Origin of the sequence: Bradyrhizobium sp. CSS354 (assembly GCF_029051725.1) — a bacterium.
Classification (GTDB): domain Bacteria; phylum Pseudomonadota; class Alphaproteobacteria; order Rhizobiales; family Xanthobacteraceae; genus Bradyrhizobium.
Map to the genome: position 1 here is coordinate 21849 of NZ_JAACFU010000022.1, position 16895 is coordinate 38743.

Annotated in this window: 14 protein-coding genes and 2 pseudogenes; 5 read left to right on the forward strand and 11 right to left on the reverse strand. The window is 57.6% G+C overall.

What is annotated here, in order from left to right; genetic code table 11:
• Nucleotides 1-120: 120 nt before the first annotated feature.
• Nucleotides 121-1074: an ABC transporter substrate-binding protein gene (locus GWG67_RS33480; RefSeq protein WP_275173763.1), complete on the forward strand. Its 954-nt coding sequence runs from the start codon at nucleotides 121-123 to the stop codon at nucleotides 1072-1074.
• A 232-nt stretch (nucleotides 1075-1306) separates the two neighbouring features.
• Here the strand turns inward: GWG67_RS33480 and GWG67_RS33485 are convergent.
• The 5 genes and pseudogenes from GWG67_RS33485 to GWG67_RS33510 all read right to left on the reverse strand — a co-directional run.
• Nucleotides 1307-1696 (reverse strand): annotated as a pseudogene (locus tag GWG67_RS33485) (hypothetical protein); the annotation flags it as partial.
• A gap of 1238 nt (nucleotides 1697-2934) precedes the next feature.
• On the reverse strand, nucleotides 2935-3147 hold the full coding sequence (locus GWG67_RS33490) for a hypothetical protein (protein ID WP_275173764.1): 213 nt from the start codon (nucleotides 3145-3147) through the stop codon (nucleotides 2935-2937).
• Between the two features lie 3302 nt (nucleotides 3148-6449).
• Complete coding sequence (locus tag GWG67_RS33500) at nucleotides 6450-6659, reverse strand: hypothetical protein (protein ID WP_275173765.1); 210 nt, start codon at nucleotides 6657-6659, stop codon at nucleotides 6450-6452.
• Between the two features lie 213 nt (nucleotides 6660-6872).
• Nucleotides 6873-7226, reverse strand: a pseudogene (locus tag GWG67_RS33505) (SOS response-associated peptidase); the annotation flags it as partial.
• A 169-nt stretch (nucleotides 7227-7395) separates the two neighbouring features.
• Complete coding sequence (locus tag GWG67_RS33510; RefSeq protein ID WP_275173766.1) at nucleotides 7396-7728, reverse strand: hypothetical protein; 333 nt, start codon at nucleotides 7726-7728, stop codon at nucleotides 7396-7398.
• A gap of 110 nt (nucleotides 7729-7838) precedes the next feature.
• Here GWG67_RS33510 and GWG67_RS33515 point away from each other — a divergent pair, with 110 nt between their 5' ends.
• From GWG67_RS33515 to GWG67_RS33525, 3 genes are read left to right on the forward strand one after another with little or no spacing between them, the layout of a single operon-like run.
• The gene (locus tag GWG67_RS33515; RefSeq protein WP_275173767.1) at nucleotides 7839-8054 is read left to right on the forward strand and encodes a hypothetical protein; all 216 of its coding nucleotides are present in this window, start codon (nucleotides 7839-7841) and stop codon (nucleotides 8052-8054) included.
• Entirely contained in the window at nucleotides 8054-8479 is a 426-nt protein-coding gene (locus GWG67_RS33520; protein WP_275173768.1) for an NUDIX domain-containing protein, read from the forward strand. The genes GWG67_RS33515 and GWG67_RS33520 overlap by 1 nt, the downstream gene beginning before the upstream one ends.
• A complete protein-coding gene (locus GWG67_RS33525; protein ID WP_275173769.1) occupies nucleotides 8476-8937 on the forward strand; it encodes a low molecular weight phosphatase family protein in 462 nt (153 codons plus the stop codon). Before GWG67_RS33520 ends, GWG67_RS33525 begins: the two co-directional genes overlap by 4 nt.
• 380 nt (nucleotides 8938-9317) lie before the next feature.
• Here GWG67_RS33525 and GWG67_RS33530 read toward each other — a convergent pair whose 3' ends face one another.
• Nucleotides 9318-9476 (reverse strand): hypothetical protein, encoded by a 159-nt coding sequence (locus GWG67_RS33530; RefSeq protein WP_275173770.1) that lies wholly within the window; start codon nucleotides 9474-9476, stop codon nucleotides 9318-9320.
• 181 nt (nucleotides 9477-9657) lie between these two features.
• Between GWG67_RS33530 and GWG67_RS33535 the strand changes: the two genes are divergently transcribed.
• On the forward strand, nucleotides 9658-10188 hold the full coding sequence (locus GWG67_RS33535; RefSeq protein ID WP_275173771.1) for a hypothetical protein: 531 nt from the start codon (nucleotides 9658-9660) through the stop codon (nucleotides 10186-10188).
• Nucleotides 10189-10802: 614 nt separating this feature from the next.
• Here the strand turns inward: GWG67_RS33535 and GWG67_RS33540 are convergent.
• From GWG67_RS33540 to GWG67_RS33560, 5 genes are all read right to left on the reverse strand, one after another.
• Nucleotides 10803-11099 carry a hypothetical protein gene (locus tag GWG67_RS33540; RefSeq protein ID WP_275173772.1) on the reverse strand — a complete coding sequence of 99 codons (297 nt, stop codon included), beginning with the start codon at nucleotides 11097-11099 and terminating at the stop codon, nucleotides 10803-10805.
• A 486-nt stretch (nucleotides 11100-11585) separates the two neighbouring features.
• Entirely contained in the window at nucleotides 11586-12182 is a 597-nt protein-coding gene (locus GWG67_RS33545; protein ID WP_247363357.1) for a DsrE family protein, read from the reverse strand.
• A gap of 34 nt (nucleotides 12183-12216) precedes the next feature.
• On the reverse strand, nucleotides 12217-12777 hold the full coding sequence (locus GWG67_RS33550) for a hypothetical protein (protein ID WP_247363356.1): 561 nt from the start codon (nucleotides 12775-12777) through the stop codon (nucleotides 12217-12219).
• Nucleotides 12774-13793, reverse strand: coding sequence for a TAXI family TRAP transporter solute-binding subunit (locus GWG67_RS33555; RefSeq protein WP_275173773.1), 1020 nt, complete (start codon nucleotides 13791-13793; stop codon nucleotides 12774-12776). The genes GWG67_RS33550 and GWG67_RS33555 overlap by 4 nt, the downstream gene beginning before the upstream one ends.
• Before the next feature lie 124 nt (nucleotides 13794-13917).
• Entirely contained in the window at nucleotides 13918-15423 is a 1506-nt protein-coding gene (locus GWG67_RS33560) for a hypothetical protein (protein WP_275173774.1), read from the reverse strand.
• Between the last annotated feature and the right edge of the window lie 1472 nt (nucleotides 15424-16895).

The following is a 16895-nucleotide window of genomic DNA, read 5'->3' on the forward strand; positions in this document are numbered from 1 at the left end:
GGCATTCAGGGCTATGCTGTGGCAATCGGCCGACGGCAGCGGATCGTAGCCATGAGGTGCGCCAACTCCAGAGCGGTAACGCTACGAAGACGTGCCAAGCGGCGTGATGTCCTGCTTCTGATGGCAGGTATTGCGACGTGGACAACTAAATCGTTTGCGCAGAAACCCTCCTTGCCCGTCATTGGCTATCTTTGTCCAGAATCGCCCGAGCTCTTTGCCACTCGACTTCAGGCTTTTCAGCAGGGGCTTGGAGAAGCCGGCTTTGTCGAGGGCCGCAATGTAAAAATCGACTATCGATGGGCCCGCGGTGAGTATTCCCGATTGCGTGCGTTGGCAGCCGAACTGGTCGCCCGCAATGTGGATATTATCGTAGCACCTGGGGGCGCTCCCGTGGCACTTGCCGCGAAAGCTGTGAGTTCGACCAAGACAATCGTTTTTGAGATGGGCGGCGACCCCGTCCAGCTACAGGTGGTCGATAGCTTGTCGCGGCCGGGAGGAAGCATCACGGGAGTTTCGAGCCTGAGTGTCGACGTTTCGCCAAAGCGGCTTGAACTTATGTGCGATCTGGTGCCCACGGCGACGAAACTGACGGTTGTCGCCAACCCGACAAGTCCGACCGCACAGTCACAATTGCAGAAGCTTCACGCAGCTGCGGGCACCTTGGGCGTTCGATTAGATATTTTGGACGTAAGTAAGGAAGATGAGTTTGAAACGGTGTTTGATACCGTGGCTAAGGACAGGGCAAGTGGACTTGTATTTACCTCCGATCCCTACTTTGCCTTTCGCAGTTCGCAGTTGGCTTATCTCGCGAAAAAGTATCGTGTGTCCGCGATCACACAGACCCGAGACTTTCCCGTTGCTGGAGGTTTGATGAGCTATGGAGGAGATTTCATGCAATCGCATCGGCGCGCGGGGCTCTATGCTGGAAGGGTACTGTTGGGGGAGAAACCTTCTGATCTTCCAGTCCAACTCGTTACGAAGGTGGAACTCGTTATCAACTTGAAGGCGGCCAAACTGCTAGGTCACGCGTTCTCCTCTGCATTCGTTGCCGGCGCAGATGAGGTGATCGAGTAAACTACGCGGTCCGGCTGTCGTCGGCTCTCATAGGCTATCTTGGACGGCTAATTGTTCGTGTCACCTCACGAAGTAGACCTTGCGCCGCTCCGAGCTACAGTCAGCATGAGCCAACGTGGCGATCTGCCGATTCACACAAGCCTCTGAAATAAAGACCGTCCCACGACGGTCTTTATTTCGACAAGTTGTTTCAGCCAGGCGATGCGTAGACGGTCTACTTGCCGTCGACGGACTATCGCCCGGGATTTCGGCTGACCGGAGACTTGGCGCGATCAGCTGGCTGAGGTCGCGCTTCAAGAATCATGTTGAAAGGGGTCTCCGTAGCCCGACGCACGCTCGAGAACCCGCCACTGTGGATGACTTCGCACAATTTGCTTCACCGCCTGTGCACCAAGAGCTCCGCCAACTTCTTGAGATCGTGAAGTAGGCAGGCAGATCATGGTCGAGCCAGCGTAGTAGAGACGCCCGACCGGGTTCATATTCTGCTCCAGAGTATCGTCTGCCATCGGCTCAACAATCATCCAGGTCCCATCGATTTCAGCGATTGACGAATGTGAGCGGCGGCGCCGGCCGGGTCTCCCATGTCATGCAGACAATCGAAGGAGGTTACGAGCTCGAAGTCTTAAGACGACTTGTGTCGGTGCTGTCGCCGTCATGGCGTATCAAGACCGATCGACTGCAGTAGGTTTCCGTCCACTCAGCGGGCGGGGCGGACGCTTTGGCAAGCTGATCCCGCAACACGATGGAGTGGTCACAGGCGACCGTACTGCATCCTTGGCGCGCCGCTCTGCAATTTTGATTTTGGATCGAAGGTCTTCGAGTTCTGAGAACTTAGAAGCGATTTCGTTCAATCGCTGGGCAAACCGGAATTTGCGAAAATTCTGCAAATGCGCCTCCCATCACGCCATTCTGAAAAATTCACTCAGAGCGGCGAGGCGGATTAAAGCAAGTGATCTGTAAAGCTATCGGTCCTGCCACCGCTCGCGCTGCTATCAGTTCCGGAAATGGAACTGCAGCTTGTTGCGCGCCATTGAGCCCCTTGATTTAGCAACATGAGCAGAGGCTTCAATGTGAAGCCTCCCCTCGCATCGCTTGTAGAATCGCTCTACGCTGGCTCGGCCAAACCTTACGGGGAAAGCAGGGAATGGTTAGGCGTTAGGCCCACCGCGTGTTACCGGACAACGACGCGTCGGGCCGCGAGTGCGTAATCGCACAACTACGAAAGGCACGTGGCAATTGCGAGAATGACGTCGGCGCCGAAGTCTCCCGAATACATGGAAACCAGAAATCCCGCGCCGAGAGCAGCTACAATCACTTTGAGCGTCATCATTTGACATCCCCTCTTAAGTCGCGAAGACAAACGTAGGCTCGGTCTGTTTCCGGGGTGCTTCGGGGCTTCAGCAAACGGTTTCGTTCACCGAGGTGTTATCAACCGGGGCCTAAGAGGATTCTCGGGTGACTATGCCCTGGGGGTAATCGAGCGTAGCCAAACGGAACGCAAAGAGGCCCCCGCCGAAGACAATCAGCGCGCTCTAAGCGCTGATGTTATCCGGGCGCCGATAATGCAAGGCCGACAAGCGACGACAACGAGGCGCCTGGTACTTGGCGTCATATGAAGGGCGCGCCTCGCAACTCTCAAAAATTGGGAAGACGCCACTAGCTCGCTAGCGAACGTGGTTATTCCAGTGCGGGCGGAAGAGCAAAGGAACAAGGCACGCGAAGCGAGAGTTTGTGATCGTTTGCATGCACGGGAAGCAAAGCCGAGCGTGCGCTCCAGACGGTGCACGCTGGCGGGCCGGCACCCGCTTTGATCAAGTGTATCAAATCGGGTACACGCTCAGGCGGCGATTTTCGGCGCTTTCACCGCTCCAATTCCTTGATGGCGTCCTTTAGCAGTTCGAGAAGCCGGATTTCACATGCCCCCATGACGAACTGATCGGCGTCGTCAGGCACGACGATCTGCCCCTGCACGTGTCCATCGTGGGATTGGATGATGAAGTCTCGGGCCTTGCACGCTTCGTTGCGGACGTTCGTCATCGCCTCAAGCAAGCCCCATTCGATTTTGACAGCCATTGCTAACCCTCGCTCTTGGGGGGCACGCGCGTGAGCTACCGCGAGTCATGAGAGTTGAGAAGCGGCAAAGCCGGCAGATCGATCGGCTCGCCCGGAGGTCGATCAACTCTGTTCGCTTTCTTCCGCTGACGAGGACGCCGATATAGCCGGCACCCACCAGTAGGGCCCCTGCGATCATCAGCTAGTGGGGGAATGAAGGACATGATCCTGCCCTTGAATACAGGCGCTATGACGAACCTATCAACCATTTCGTGATTGTACAAATCAAATATTTAATTTATTTAATTCGTGTATTGAAATGTTGATTGTGAAAAATTAAATGTGCGGGGTGCACTTCAGCACAGGACCTTCCGACCAGCACCCCTATGATCGCGGGCTGGGTGCGCCCCCTGCGCCGCGTCCTCCGCCAAGTCGGCCGATCGACGCCGGGCCCGAGGCCGCGAACGACAACACGGGCGCCTGGCCTCTGCTTTCGTTTCCTGATGGCTGGTACGCCACCTGCTGAGTTGGACGCAGCGTCTGCCTCTATGCTCGGCAACCGGCAAAGCGGGCACCTGGCCGGACCGGGCTGAGCCTGCTCGGCGTGGCCCGCATGTCTTCGAGGCATTGCTGAACCACCTGCCCCGCCAAGTTGGTGCGCGCACCTACGACACCAACGCCTACTTCAAGGCAGCTCAACCGAGCCAGCGAACGTTAAACAGCGTCCCATTGGAGGGGTCCTAAGGCGCGCGATTGCAACCCAAGATTCCTAGCAGTCGTCGTCCCAGCATGACATAATGATTCTTATTTGCGTTTCGGAGGGAAAGCCCGATGCGCTTGGCATTGCCTTATCTCGGAATTTGTCTCTGCGCGTCACTCGCGGCGTGGTTCTCCTTCACGCTGATCTATTGACCGAGCAGATCATCGCCAGTTGACAGCAGCCCCATGTAGGTACCGCTCTCGTGCAGTTCCAGCCAGCCCGACGGCGCACCTGATGCCGGCGGCTTGGCCTGACTTGCCCGCGACTGTCATGCCAGTTCGGGACGATATGCACAGATCCTGCAGCGCTGCATGCCGAGCAGACCAGGCGCACGCCGACGCGCGACCACGGCTGATCCTGCGGGAGCGTATCGAACCGCACCTCCACCCTGCGATCGCAGCGGCCGTTCAGGCATCGGATGTTGCAAGTCATATGGCCGTCGGCGAGCCATTCCGCAGGGCTGTGGGGCGGAGAATGGCCTGCCCATTTCGTGTATCGGCGAGTGCGCGTGCCGCCATCCGAGCGGCATCCCAAGTAGCGCGCAAATTTTCGATTCCTAGTAGCTCGGAACGCGCTCAAGCTACCGCTTGTCGTAAGTTGGGAAAAGTTGCTTGAAGCTCTGACGGTTTACGCTGGCAGGTGACCTCAGAACCCCGGTAGTCGCATCCGCCGCAAATGAAGCGCGGCTCGATATCCGACAAGCGGACATCGTCCGGCCAGCGATTGGCGCTGAGAGCAACGTTATGACCGCAATGGGAATAGACCAGGACGCCACGCAGGCCCATTTCCGCGCATCTGGCCGAAGGTGATATTGATCGGCCGGCCGTAGGCGTGTGGCGGACGGAGCGGGACATGCCGCCTATCAATGCGGCATCCTAGTTACCTCGCAAATTATCGAATCTTAGTTGGTCGAGGCGCCCCCTACTGCGCGTTGTGGGTTGGAAATGGGCACGTGTGAACTAACTCACAAGCGACGAGCGCGCGGGCTGCTACAAAGGCGTCATTGCTTGACCAATTCATTTGAGAACACCCCAGTGCTCCCTCCAAGGCACTGGGGTTTTTCATTGGATCAGGCATAAAGCCGACCGCCACCGATCCGCACCCGCACGGGGCTGACCACCTATTGATCGTCAGGGCCTGCGTGAGTCTGATCGGCCGCATGGGGCAGCATCAGCACGATATGGACGAGCTCGCGTGCATGGAGCGCATCTGCCCGGTGTTGGCGGAGCAGACAAGGGTGCCGGCGAGGGCCGGTGCACTGCGCGAATTGGCTGAAAATCACGGCCTCAAGGTTGCGAAGAGGACCGTGATCAGGATCGTAGATTGCTTCCGGCGCAGGCGGAAAAGACGAGCCATTCGGGCGGTTGACAGGATACCCCTTCCGCCCCACTGGTTGTCCACGCAACCCGTAGGACGGATCTCGCACGGCACGCAAAGTCCAAGCCGCTTGCGGTCGAAGCGGCGGCAACTCCACGATTTGAACGTACGGTGGGGCAGGGGAGTGAACGTTTCTTTGATTGGCTCCAATCGGACGCCGATTGCTGAAGCTAGCTCAAACTTGCCCATGATGGACTGGACCGAGAGTTCAAATTTTCCAATTGGTAGAAGGCGGCGTGTGCACGACGTGTGCACCGAAAGATCAAGAAAAATCTAACAACGGCAAGCTTTAGCGGTTGCTCCGAAGCGCGTTGTAAAGGGGACGCGAGGGGATGTGGTCGAATCGACGTGAAAAGCCGCGTACTGCAATCCAAAAGCTACACTCGCTCATGGGAAACGGAGAATGGACAAGCTCTTCGTATTGATGTCGGAAAGGGGCTCGCTTGGTTCGGTACGAGAACAAAGTATCGAAATGTCGGGGATTCGAGTCCCTCTCCCGCTACCACGTATCCCCCACTATTGCGGTGGGCCTCAGAAAGACCTCCCCGCCTTTTAGTGTGGCGAGCTTGCCTTTCACTTCGACCTCGAAGCCTTTCCAAGCCCCCTTTAGAGGAACGGTGACGCTGTGAAGTTCACTCCCTTCAGGGCAGTCGAGCTGCACAGTCTCCACGCTCGTTCGCTAACGCAGGCTAAATCGGGTTCCGGTCACTCCTCGGGGGTCTGCTGCCCCGCGTCTGGCCGTCGCTGCGATTGAGTGCTCGGCGGCGATTGCAATGCAGGCACAGACGAGGCGCGTCGCTCCGCCTCTTGGACTTTATGCCGGAGATCTTCCAGATCTGACAGTTGGGAAAAGAGGTCGTTCAACCGTTGGACAAGAAGGATCGAGCGATAACCTTGCATCAACGCCCTCCTGAGGCCTGCAGTTATCCCGACAGCAAAAGGACCCCAGCTCCAGGGCGGTGAAGCTGGGGCTGTTAAGCTGCCTTGGCGAAGGCAGCCGCCCCTTTGGGGGAGGGGCACGGGAAAACTTGGCAATCGGCAAGTCGTTCCTAGCCAAAAAAATGAGCCCCAGCTCCGGTTCAATGGGAAGAGCTGGGGCCCGGCTGGATTGAATTACCCACTTGGGGATGGCATTGGAAAAATTGGTAATCGACGAGCCGTTCCAACTGCCATGCCGCCAAAAATGTTAGCGGCCTCTGTCGTCCTTGCCGTTGGGGCTGCCATCGCCGCCGCCGTTACCCCAGCCATTGTTGCCGTGGACCGCGCTCGCACCCGATTTAGCAATCGCATCGGACGTGAGGGAAGTGGAGAGCAGTAGCGTCATGGATGGAGGTGTCACGGCAGCGAACTTTCCGCAGGTCTTCAGAAATTCGCGGCGGTCGTCCTGGTCAGGCATGGGTTCTCTCCGGGGCTGGCAGAAGATTAAATACCTTAAATTCAATTAAATCAATATCCTATGTTAATAGGCTCGTCACGAAGTACGACCATAAGATTCGGCACCAGGTGTTCGCTCTTCGCTACTCCCATCATGGAGCCGAGCCCATCAGCCCCGCCGCGAGGTAAAGGATATATCTAGCCGCGCCTGGCGAGTAGCCAGTCGCGCTGTTTCCTCCGCGTTCGGCTCCGTGGAAAGTAACACATAGAGCTCGTTCGTGGTCTCGCCTCCCACCCTTGACCTCCCTGCCCGACGTCCAATTGGTCCAGATGTCGGCAAAGCACAGGGAGGGGCGGGTCTCGTCTCCGGCTACGGCGTTGTTGAACTCGCTGAACGACCTGAACGGCAACACACATCGGTGCTCCGGAGCCGGCCATCGCGTCCAAAGTTTGCTTTTCACGTTGCCCATGTTGGTGGTCCAGAATCCGGCTCCATCCAGAGCAATTCCTTGAAGTCGACCGCTTGCCCGTGGCCTCCAGCTTCCGCGGCTCGCTTCATGGTCGCCTCCATGAGCTCGTGCGCCGAGGAGTGGTCAATCGATAGGCGGTCTCGACCGATCGAAAGCGCGACTGGACGACTATAAATTAGATTGAAATTCCAAATTGAATTTGGTTTAATATAGAAAATTAAATCGAGGTTGTATTTTCGAGGTTTTGAGATCATGCCTCATTCTCCGTCCATCGTGCCCCATCCATATTCACGTGACGTCTATCTTGTGCTTGAGGATTTCGGAGGTGGGCTCGGACGTGCCTGGAGCGAAACCTCCGAAGACGACGTTGGTCGAGCGACGCTGATGCGCCAAATAATGGAAGGCCAATACAAGCATCCTGCTCGGATCGTAGTCTTCAACACGGTAGAGGGCTGGTCCCGTGATGTAACTGTAGAGATTGCAGATGAACTGCGCCGGTGTTTTGTCGAGTTCGATGACATTGCCCCAGCCGCGTTGGAATTCATCGAGAGAGTTGGAAGGAGTTGATTGTGGTGCCCGCCCGTACCTTAGTTGCGCTAATCTCATCAGTTTATCAGACATGAGGATGCTGCGGCAGCACGAACGAACAAGCTACCTCGGCGAGGCGTGAGACGAGCCTGGTGGGGTATAAGGCCAGCCCGTTATTATGTTTGATTGTGTTTGGAGCTGCCATGTCGGTGGGTTGGGATCGCGCTGTTGAATGGGACGGAAAGGTCCTCACGGGTTGGGTGGTCGTAAATGGCGTGGCCACCAAAGTGACTGCGGACCGAGCGACGATCCATGCCCGTGCTGCAGGGTTTAGCGATGCGCTTAGCTGGGAGATTAAGCGCTTTCGGACGGAAATCTTTGAAAAGCTGATGCCATTCTTCGTTCGTCAGGACAGTTGATGGCAAGCTATGACCTTGCGCGTTCGGGTTTTTCCGCAGTGATGGACAACGTCGGACGCCTTCCTCATCTGCGAGATGACAAGTGTGGTACAGCGCAGCCAGGAAAGAGTTCATTTTTCGGTGGCCGAAGGGAACAGGGCGACACGCACCTCCAATCCGTCGTTCGCAAAATCGCTGAAGAAATCGGCATAATGATCCCGCCAGAACATTTCCAGTATTTAGCGCGGTTTGACATACCTCACTCGGAGAATATCGCAGTGTTTGAAAAGGCGTGTATTTCCTTTTCGCGCGGCATAAACGGGTCCGCGCCGGATACTGCGGAAAGTGAGCCGTTGATCGTTGAGGCCGAGGAGGTGGCGGCATTCGAGACAACTCACGTCTCTTGCGGCCGTCGTGGTCCACCGTTTCCTGGCCTCCCGCAATGACTGATGGCTGCAAGCGGGTTCTTTTTCTTTGTACTGGCAACTATTACCGCAGCCGGTTTGCGGAGGAACTATTCAATCACCTTGCTGAACAAGAGGAATTGCCTTGGCGAGCATTCTCCAGAGGCGCTGCCGAAAGGGGGGCGCCGGAGAACACGGGATCCATCTCCCGCTTTGCGCTCGAGGCGTTGCAAGCACTGGGAATTAGCCCGAGCAGGGCTGATGAACTTCCGCAGCCGTGCACCTTAGCTGACTGCCGGCAAGCAGATATCGTCATAGGATTGAAAGAGGCGGAGCATCGATCGATGGTTGAACGCCGCTTTCCGGCCGTCGCGGATCGGGTCCTATATTGGCAAGTGGACGATCTCGACGTCGCCGAGCCCGGCGATGCCCTGCCACACCTGGAGCTAATGGTCGCGAACCTGATCGCTATGTTGCGAACGGACGACCCGCGGTCCTAAAGGCCTGCCGGCGAGCCCGAGGCAGGAACGGTAGGAGGCGCGGGGCAGCCTCCGCTCGATGGCGAGTCGTCAAGGTCCACGTTCATAGTCGCCAGGATGTAGCCGAAGGGTGACGCAAGGCATTCAGTTCCTCGACCTCCCTCTCCATCCGTGTTCCCCATGCGGAATCGTTGCGGTGATCTCGACGTCATTGCCCGCCGACACGCGCCAGGCTGCCACCCCGAAGCACAAGGTCAGGGTCAGGGCGAGGGCAAGCAGAAGCATAGAGACGAAATGGCTCACGCGCGTGTACCCGCAAATCTAAAACCAGTTGAGAGCGTGCACAGAGGCCCGATTCGGAAAATGCAGACGATCTGACGCATCGGCCGTTTTCCCCATCCTTACACGGGGCCAAAAGCGCTCACGATCCCGATCGTGATCGGCACGAGCGCGACCACCACCCACAAAGCGGGCGAGTTGGAGGACAGGCCAACGACCAGTATCAAAACACCGATACCCACGAGGGCCGCTGAGATTGCGTAGGCGACTGCCTTTTCCATCTGTCGATCCACGACAACAAGGGATCGGTCGCACAAGCAGGACTCGAGGCAAATCGAAACGTTCCTTTCTCGATTTAATTCGGTTTCAAATTCTATTTAATTCTGTTTTTGCGACTTAATTTCGCCAAATTAAAAGGCGCTTTCTGCGCACTGGGGCAGGGCTATTAACCCGGAGTCCTGCATGTTCAATCGAGTAGTCGTAGCTTTAGTGCTCGTTTTTGCGACATCCATTTCTTCTGAAGCGCGCCCCTTGCGCGCCGCTTCGCCACCAGAATGCAACGTGATTATGCCGTGCGACTTTTCATCTTCGCTGGTGCAGGCGCAGAGATACACGAGACCGGCACCGCGCCTGCAGCGAAGTGCCGTTGCTAGCCTACGGATGTCTGTGGCCAGCTCAGGGGCCTTAACTAGTGAGATCGTCAGCGGTCGTCCGGCCGGTTGCCCTCGCTCGTTCTGCGGATGTGGTGCGGCGATACGAGTGTTTGGTCGGGTAGTACCGGAACTGAACCTCGCAGCCAATTGGCTGCGCTTTCCCCGCACCTCGCCAGCACCGGGAATGGTTGCCGCGCGACGTGGACACGTCTTCGTCCTTGAACAGCACATCGCCGGTGACATCTGGAAGGCGTACGATGCCAACTCAGGTGGGCACGCAACGCGAATTCACCCGCGCTCCCTGCGAGGGTACACCATCGTCAACCCTCATGCGGCCTAGGGCCATCGCGCAGCGTTCCCATTAGATTTTTCTCGCCACGTTCCGGAGCATTCGGCTCGCGGCTTCCGCCCAAAAAAAGGGCCGCAGCGGTTTTCGCCGCGGCCCTGAAGTGGCAACTTGATTCTGCGCCGGCTTGTTCTCGCAGTTTGTCCCGAACAACGAGGTTGATAGGTCCGCCATCACGGAAAGCGTCAATGCAGCCAAGGCGTTCCATGACGATCATTGGTGTTCACTTCAGAACGATAGAATTCGACGATGCGGTGCTTCATTGAGACCCGGACACGATAACCAGCGGATATCCACGCTCTCGCTTGAGGACCTGCTCTCTTCAGTGTGCTCCACCACGCAGTGAAGGTGTAGGCCGATCTCGGCAGAGGCTTCCCCAAGATCGCTTCAATTTCTGAAAAGGTCAGGCGGAGACTTTGACCGTTCTCCGTTCGCAGCCTTTCATGCAATGGCTGGTAAATCGACCTCGGCATGCGAGCACTATGTCGACAAAATGGGCCGGCTGCCCGGCATTAGAATAGCAGTCTGGTGCATATAGAGCGCGGAGGCAAAAGGCATTATCATTCTGGTCTGCAAGACCTCGCGGAGCCTGACGCAGCGATGTCTCTTCAGTGTTCCCTTAGCTCTAGGTCTCTCAGCAGCACGTGGAGAAAGTCGCTGGCGTGGTCATAGCGTTTACGACCATTCACGATCTTGCGGGTGCGCTGCTCCAGTGTGTTGGCGATGGCTTCCGCGCCGGGTAGATCAGCCTGGTGCGACCACTGCTGTAGCAGCCGATCCGGAATGTCTTGAGCGGATCCAAACAGCTTCAACACACAATATTTGCCATCGTGCTTGCGATCAGCTTTCACAGAAAAAGCGAATAACCCTCGAAAGGTATTACGGGAAACGGCAGGTTTTGCCATTGACATCCCCCAACGTAAAATCGACTCGCTTTAAGTCTAGAAATCTGACGCGTTAACAAAATAAAATCCAGCGGAATTTAATCGCTTGCCTTCGAAAAAGAGGTCATCAGAACTGACGTAAATCGAAGCACCGTGTGTCACAGCTCGCGCCGTCCTGCGTCTCCGATACCCTATGCTGCTACGGGACAGTCGACCTTAGCAGGCGGCCGGGTAGGACGGGCGGGCCAAAGGGCTGCCCCGCAAAATTGCTACCAGACCTCGCAAGTGACTGAGACGAACCGATGTTCGCTCAACCCTCTCCCGAAGTCGCTCTCGTGCGCATGATCAGACAGTCGGTCTGGCGCTGCCCGGTGAATGGCGCGCGATAGATCTGTCCCCGATCGAGGCCAGTTCGATTTTGCATCGGCTGCGGCGACCCACTCGATCGGAGTGGCGCGACCGCAGGCCGGCACCTAGCCGCTCGATAGGCATTGTCTGGTCGCCATTTTATGGTTTGACGTAGGTCCATCCCTGCTCCTGCAACTGCATCACCCTAACGACGCCCGACCTCACCACTTGGGCTTGGGCAACGATCGGAATGTCTTTGTTTTCGGCCTTTTGCATTTTCTCTTGCGTGTTTCCACAGGCTTTGAATGATACTTCCGGCGTGCTCAGAGCCATTTCCTCAATTCGCGCTTTCACCGGCGACGTGTCATCGCGGAGCATATGGAGGCCGGGGCCGAAGGTAATCACCTCAACTTTCACTCCTTCACCAACCTCCTTGTAGTATTGCGCGACGTTGAGTGCGTTGTTCAACGCAAGATTCATTGACGCGGAGTCGCTTGTGTTGACCTGAAGGATTAAGCGGTGCTCTTTCTTGGCAGCAGACGATGGCGCGATGCGCGCCAGCTCAAATTGTTTTGGCGTCGCGGCCCGCGCCGATGAATTCGCGTGCGTTCTGGCCGCGCCATGTGTTGAGGCTGCAGGCAAACTTGGCTGTGCCGGGAGCAGGCGAGTCTCCTGTGCCGCGGAACTAGACAGCCCGACCAGGAGCGAGATGATTGTCGCGATCATCGCTGTGATAATCTTCGGAAATTTGGGCATTATGTTGTTTCTCCAAGCAAGCTGAGGTTCATGATCAATTGTTGGGCTTCGCGATCGCGCGTGGCCATTTGCATGTTGCCGCCAATTTTGCACGCACGCTCTCGATACCATCGAGAGCGAACACTGCACCGGCGCCGGTCCCCGTTCGGCGTGACACATGCACGGAAAGTGCGCTGTGGCCGGGGATCGATTGCAACAGGCGAACGACATCGCTTTCAAGCGCGACACCGCGCGCTGACGTGATTGTCGAGACCTGAAAAGGTGGATCATCATTGATGCGCAGGGAAAGGGTGTAATCCTCGCGGCGGCCCGAAAGGCCGGCTCCATCAAGCAACACTTCGGTCAGGCCGCCGCGACAGCGTATCGACAGGCTCATTGCTGCGTCGGAACTGCCCCCTTGAGATGGCAGTGTAGCCTTGATGATCGATGAATAATCAACTGGCGAGGTGGTCTCGCTGACGATCCACGCCCCGGCTCCATTTGCGGACCGATCAGAGACGCGAACCGGCGCCATAGGGTCTTCGGCGCCTCGGGGCCGAGCGAGGTCATTTGCGATCGCGAGCGTCACGACGAGAGCGATCAGGGTGAACGTCATTGTGTCGCCTGGCTCGAACGCGGCAGACGATCGAGCCAGGCCTGCGCCGCGGGAAAACGCGTCAGGCCAGGGACCGTCGCCGCCAAGTTGATCGACTTCCATTTCGGATCGAAACCGGGCTCCTGCAGCTTGTTGATCCGCGAGAACAGGCGGTCGACAAAGCGCGCCACACGATGAAAGCGATTGGATTTGGTCGGCCAATTGAAAGCGACCAGCACGGTCGGAACGGCAATAGTTGTCACGCGTTCCCCCTGCCTGATCAAGTTCGGGTAATCAGCTGCGTCCAGCCAAGATGGCAGATAATAATCTTCAAACTTGCTCTGGTAGGGGACCGGCAAGAACTTGAAGCCGGCATCCCAGCGACCACGTATGAATGCATCCACCGGCTTTGATGTTATGAAAACGACGGCGGCCAGCTCACCCCTGCGCATTTGTTCCATCGCAACCTGATGTGGGATGAATGCTTTATCGACCTCGATCCCCAGCCGGCTGAAGATCAGCGGGCCCGAATAAGCTGCGGCGGTACCTTGGGTGTTGAAATTGACCTTCTTTCCGACCAGATCACTCAAGCTCTGAATTTCGGGCCTGACGAATACGTGCAGTTCAGATGGAAACAGGTTGAGCACATAGGTGATCCGTCGCTGGATGTCCGGCACTTGGCTCTTGTACTCGTCAAGTGCGTCGGAATTGATGATTGCTGCATCAATGCCCCGCAAATACAGCAGCGAATTGACGTTTTCGGTTGCGCCACGGGTCACGATGGGCAACACGTGGAGGTCCGTTCCATCATCGGCCACTCGCGCCATTTCCGCGGCAAGCCGAATGGGAGCTCCTTCCAGCAGACCTCCGGCAATTCCGACAGTCCAATCGTTCATGGCCGCAATTTCCGCCCTTGCATGATCCGCACGCGCCCGCGGAGTCTGCTGGGCCATTGCTAGGCAACAGCCCATGATCAGAAGCGGAGCGGCTATCACGATGAGGAGAAACCAAGAGCGTCTTCCAACCAGCTGCTTCATCGATCCGGCTCCCCTAGGAACGTCTATTCTGTTTTGTCCGCTGCGCTCTTCACTTCGACACGTAAGTTTAAGTTCGATCTGACTAGTTGATACAGCGCACGACCATTTGTCTGCACCGATGCTGCTAACGACCAAGTGCGTCGAACCGCTCCCTTGCTTCCTTGACCCCTCCGGCTGCTGCTCTGGCGTAAAGCTCTCGCGCCTTGGACGTGTCGCCGCGCGTTCCGCTCGCGCCCCATTTTGCAAGCAGGCTCGGATCATACGTTTCGGCGAGCGCGAAACTTGCCGGTGCGCTCCCTAATTCAGCAGCACGCTCCAGGACAACTCGTGCCGCGCCAATGTCGCCTTGTCGAAGCAATCCGGCCGCGCGAGCGATCAATCGCACGAGCTCGGCGGCGTTTTCGTTCCCGAGAACCGGGGATGGCGCCTTTGGCTCAGCTGGTATCATCACGAGTTCTCGCGGAGTTTGCTCGGGCGCGGGCTGCGGCGACCCCGGCAGCAGTGTCCTGAGCAGCTCCCCTGTCGGCGAAGTGCTGGCTCCGCCTTCATCCGCCGCCCCCTCGGGTAGCCGCGGTCCGACATTCGGGCGTGCTGCGGCAAGTTCTTGCTCACCTCCGCTAGGTCGATCGCTTTCTCGCTGAAGCTGCTCTTTCAACTGTTCGGCTCGATCATCGTCTGCTGCGGCTTGCGCTTCATACGCGAAGAGTCTGGAACGCGCCCACGAGAGCTCTTGCGCCTGTGCATCTGCTTTTTCCTGCTCTTCCTTCAATGCGAGCTTCAGTTTAGCCGAGGTATCCTCGGTCGCTCGCTTGGTCTGCGCCGCTTCTTCTGTCGCCTTCGCGATCTGCCAGGCACGGCTGTCGAGCTCGATTCGCATCGTCGCGAGCGTCTCCTCCAGCTGTTTGGTGCGATCGTGCTCCTGTCTGAGGCTTGCCTGTGCCTCGGCCAATGCTCTCTCCGCAACCTCTTTCGCATTGATTGCCGCGACTTGCCTGGCTAGCTCTGCCGACTGGGTCTCCAGGCCATGGTGGGCGGCTGACAGATCCCGCTCCAACTTGTTTGCCCGATCTCGCTCCCGCTCGGCAGTGTGTTGCAGCTGTCGCGGGTCACTCTGTGCCGGGTGTTTGAGTTCGCAACCCTCGGTGCCAATTTCGCGACTTAGCCGCGCCTGCAATTCGAGATCGTGACGCGTCGTGGCAAGTTCCCGCTCCAGACGCTGGGTGCGCGAGCGCTCCTCCCGGAGCGATTTGTGCAGTTTCTCGGTTTCATTCTCGGCGGCTTCCGCGATGCTGTTCCATTGCTCGCGTGCATGTTGCAACAGTCCCAGCACGGTGTCCTGCTCTTGTCTGCACGTTCGAAGGTCACCGGCAAGGGCCTGTACCCTTTCCTGTTCCGAGGTCTGCGTTTGCCAAGACCCCCCGGTGTTGCTGAGCGTGGCTTGTGCGAGCTTCAGAATCTTCGTGTCGGCGGATTGTTTCAGCTGCGCCGGACGCCGCTCCCCAGTCGCGCCGCGCAGATGCGTCGTCATGGTATGGGTGTCGATCGCCGGCCGGTTTGGTTGCCGCGCGAGAACGGGTGTCGTCAATACCGACAATATCGTCAGGATAGTCGATGCAACCCACACCGACATTGTTGCGCACTTGCGCACATAGCTAAGAACGTCATCCGGAGCAAACCAGACCTCTCCGCGGCGCAGGGGCGATCTAAGGCCCGATCCTACCTGCATCGGCGCTTGCGCTCCCATCCGCGACATTAATGGGCGGCCCGTTAACGGCAATTCGGATATAAACAAAAATAAACCATATAATCAGTTTAATCAACGTTTTATATATCAACCTAATTTTTACAGACGCGACTCGTGACTTTCGCCTCAGAAGGAGATGGTCCAATGATCCACCGAATCCGTTCGTTCATTGCTGCGATTATCACCAGCGTTGCTATGCTGGCCCTGCCCGAAAGAGGCGGCGCAATGGCGGGCTCCGCAGGATCCGGCACTGGGACAGGCACGAGCAGCGCCAGTACTGGCGGCTCAGCGCCGTCCGGCATGGGTACAAATGCCAGCAGCGCCAACCCTGGTCGCTCGGCGCCTCCAGGAATGGGGACGCAAGACGTCGGCACTGGTGCAAACCTGAACCGCAACATCCAAACCAACGGTCCGGACGTTCAACCCGCCACGTCAAGGTCGCGCGCTGCAGCGCAGGCCAAAAGAAATGCCGGCGCTGGCCACGCTCCAAATGGTCTGCCGATCGGAGCTATTGGCACCGGCACGAGCAACGAGGAGCAAATGGTCGTTGGACCGTCACTTAGCCGAAACAGACCGGCAGCGAGGGTCTATGGAAACACCGCTGGAACATTTGGGAGGGGCTCCAGCCTTTCGGACCAGGTGAGCGGGCCACGCGCCGCACCAGCTGGGGAAAAAGTGCTGGACGCCCAAGCGGTAATCCAACGGCGAACGACAGTTTCGCATAAGCGCATTCCCGGCCCAGAAAATGGAACCCGGTAGTCCGAGCGGCCCGAGCCGGGCAGCGAGCGCGCTCCGGCATCAACCTGCTCAGGTCTGCGCGCCGCCGGGCCGTTCGTTCGAAATGAGCGTGTGACCGGTCGACCTGGACTGGGAGCCGCCGGCAGAGTCTGGTTCTCTACGAGACGCCCTGAAGAGGACTTGCCTGGCTTCCGGCCGAGGGCTTGGGCGAGGGCATTCACGCGGTGATGCGCGCGCTCGATTCGGCGGCATTCGGATCATCTCGGATCGGTGGAGGCGGGGAGCCAGCCGTGCATTGTTCGAAATGCTCGCGAAGGACGCCATTAGCCAAGTGCTCCCAGAATTCGGCCTCCGCGAGAAGCTTCCAGCTTCGATCAGGATAATGCGCGGAAGTCTGTCGGCACAGCGACGCCATCGCGCGCAAGCGGCGTACGGTCTCCATCCACTCCTCCCAATTCTTTTCCTCCACCTTATTTTCTGTTTTGTGTCGGATTAATTATGATTATATCGAAGAACTAAATTCGCCTCCATGGCGTTACTGCCAATGCGATTTCCACTTTCACTTTGCTTTCAAATCGTCTTTCAGATGAAGCGCGGCAGATAAGAGCCCCACGGGCAGC

What these genes read in the sequence shown, in the direction of transcription:
- GWG67_RS33480 (WP_275173763.1), top strand. Translation starts at nt 121, where the DNA reads ATGGCAGGTATTGCGACGTGGACAACTAAATCGTTTGCGCAGAAACCC.
- GWG67_RS33490 (WP_275173764.1), bottom strand. Translation starts at nt 3,147, where the DNA reads ATGGCTGTCAAAATCGAATGGGGCTTGCTTGAGGCGATGACGAACGTC.
- GWG67_RS33500 (WP_275173765.1), bottom strand. Translation starts at nt 6,659, where the DNA reads ATGCCTGACCAGGACGACCGCCGCGAATTTCTGAAGACCTGCGGAAAG.
- GWG67_RS33510 (WP_275173766.1), bottom strand. Translation starts at nt 7,728, where the DNA reads ATGTCTGATAAACTGATGAGATTAGCGCAACTAAGGTACGGGCGGGCA.
- GWG67_RS33515 (WP_275173767.1), top strand. Translation starts at nt 7,839, where the DNA reads ATGTCGGTGGGTTGGGATCGCGCTGTTGAATGGGACGGAAAGGTCCTC.
- GWG67_RS33520 (WP_275173768.1), top strand. Translation starts at nt 8,054, where the DNA reads ATGGCAAGCTATGACCTTGCGCGTTCGGGTTTTTCCGCAGTGATGGAC.
- GWG67_RS33525 (WP_275173769.1), top strand. Translation starts at nt 8,476, where the DNA reads ATGACTGATGGCTGCAAGCGGGTTCTTTTTCTTTGTACTGGCAACTAT.
- GWG67_RS33530 (WP_275173770.1), bottom strand. Translation starts at nt 9,476, where the DNA reads ATGGAAAAGGCAGTCGCCTACGCAATCTCAGCGGCCCTCGTGGGTATC.
- GWG67_RS33535 (WP_275173771.1), top strand. Translation starts at nt 9,658, where the DNA reads ATGTTCAATCGAGTAGTCGTAGCTTTAGTGCTCGTTTTTGCGACATCC.
- GWG67_RS33540 (WP_275173772.1), bottom strand. Translation starts at nt 11,099, where the DNA reads ATGGCAAAACCTGCCGTTTCCCGTAATACCTTTCGAGGGTTATTCGCT.
- GWG67_RS33545 (WP_247363357.1), bottom strand. Translation starts at nt 12,182, where the DNA reads ATGCCCAAATTTCCGAAGATTATCACAGCGATGATCGCGACAATCATC.
- GWG67_RS33550 (WP_247363356.1), bottom strand. Translation starts at nt 12,777, where the DNA reads ATGACGTTCACCCTGATCGCTCTCGTCGTGACGCTCGCGATCGCAAAT.
- GWG67_RS33555 (WP_275173773.1), bottom strand. Translation starts at nt 13,793, where the DNA reads ATGAAGCAGCTGGTTGGAAGACGCTCTTGGTTTCTCCTCATCGTGATA.
- GWG67_RS33560 (WP_275173774.1), bottom strand. Translation starts at nt 15,423, where the DNA reads ATGTCGGTGTGGGTTGCATCGACTATCCTGACGATATTGTCGGTATTG.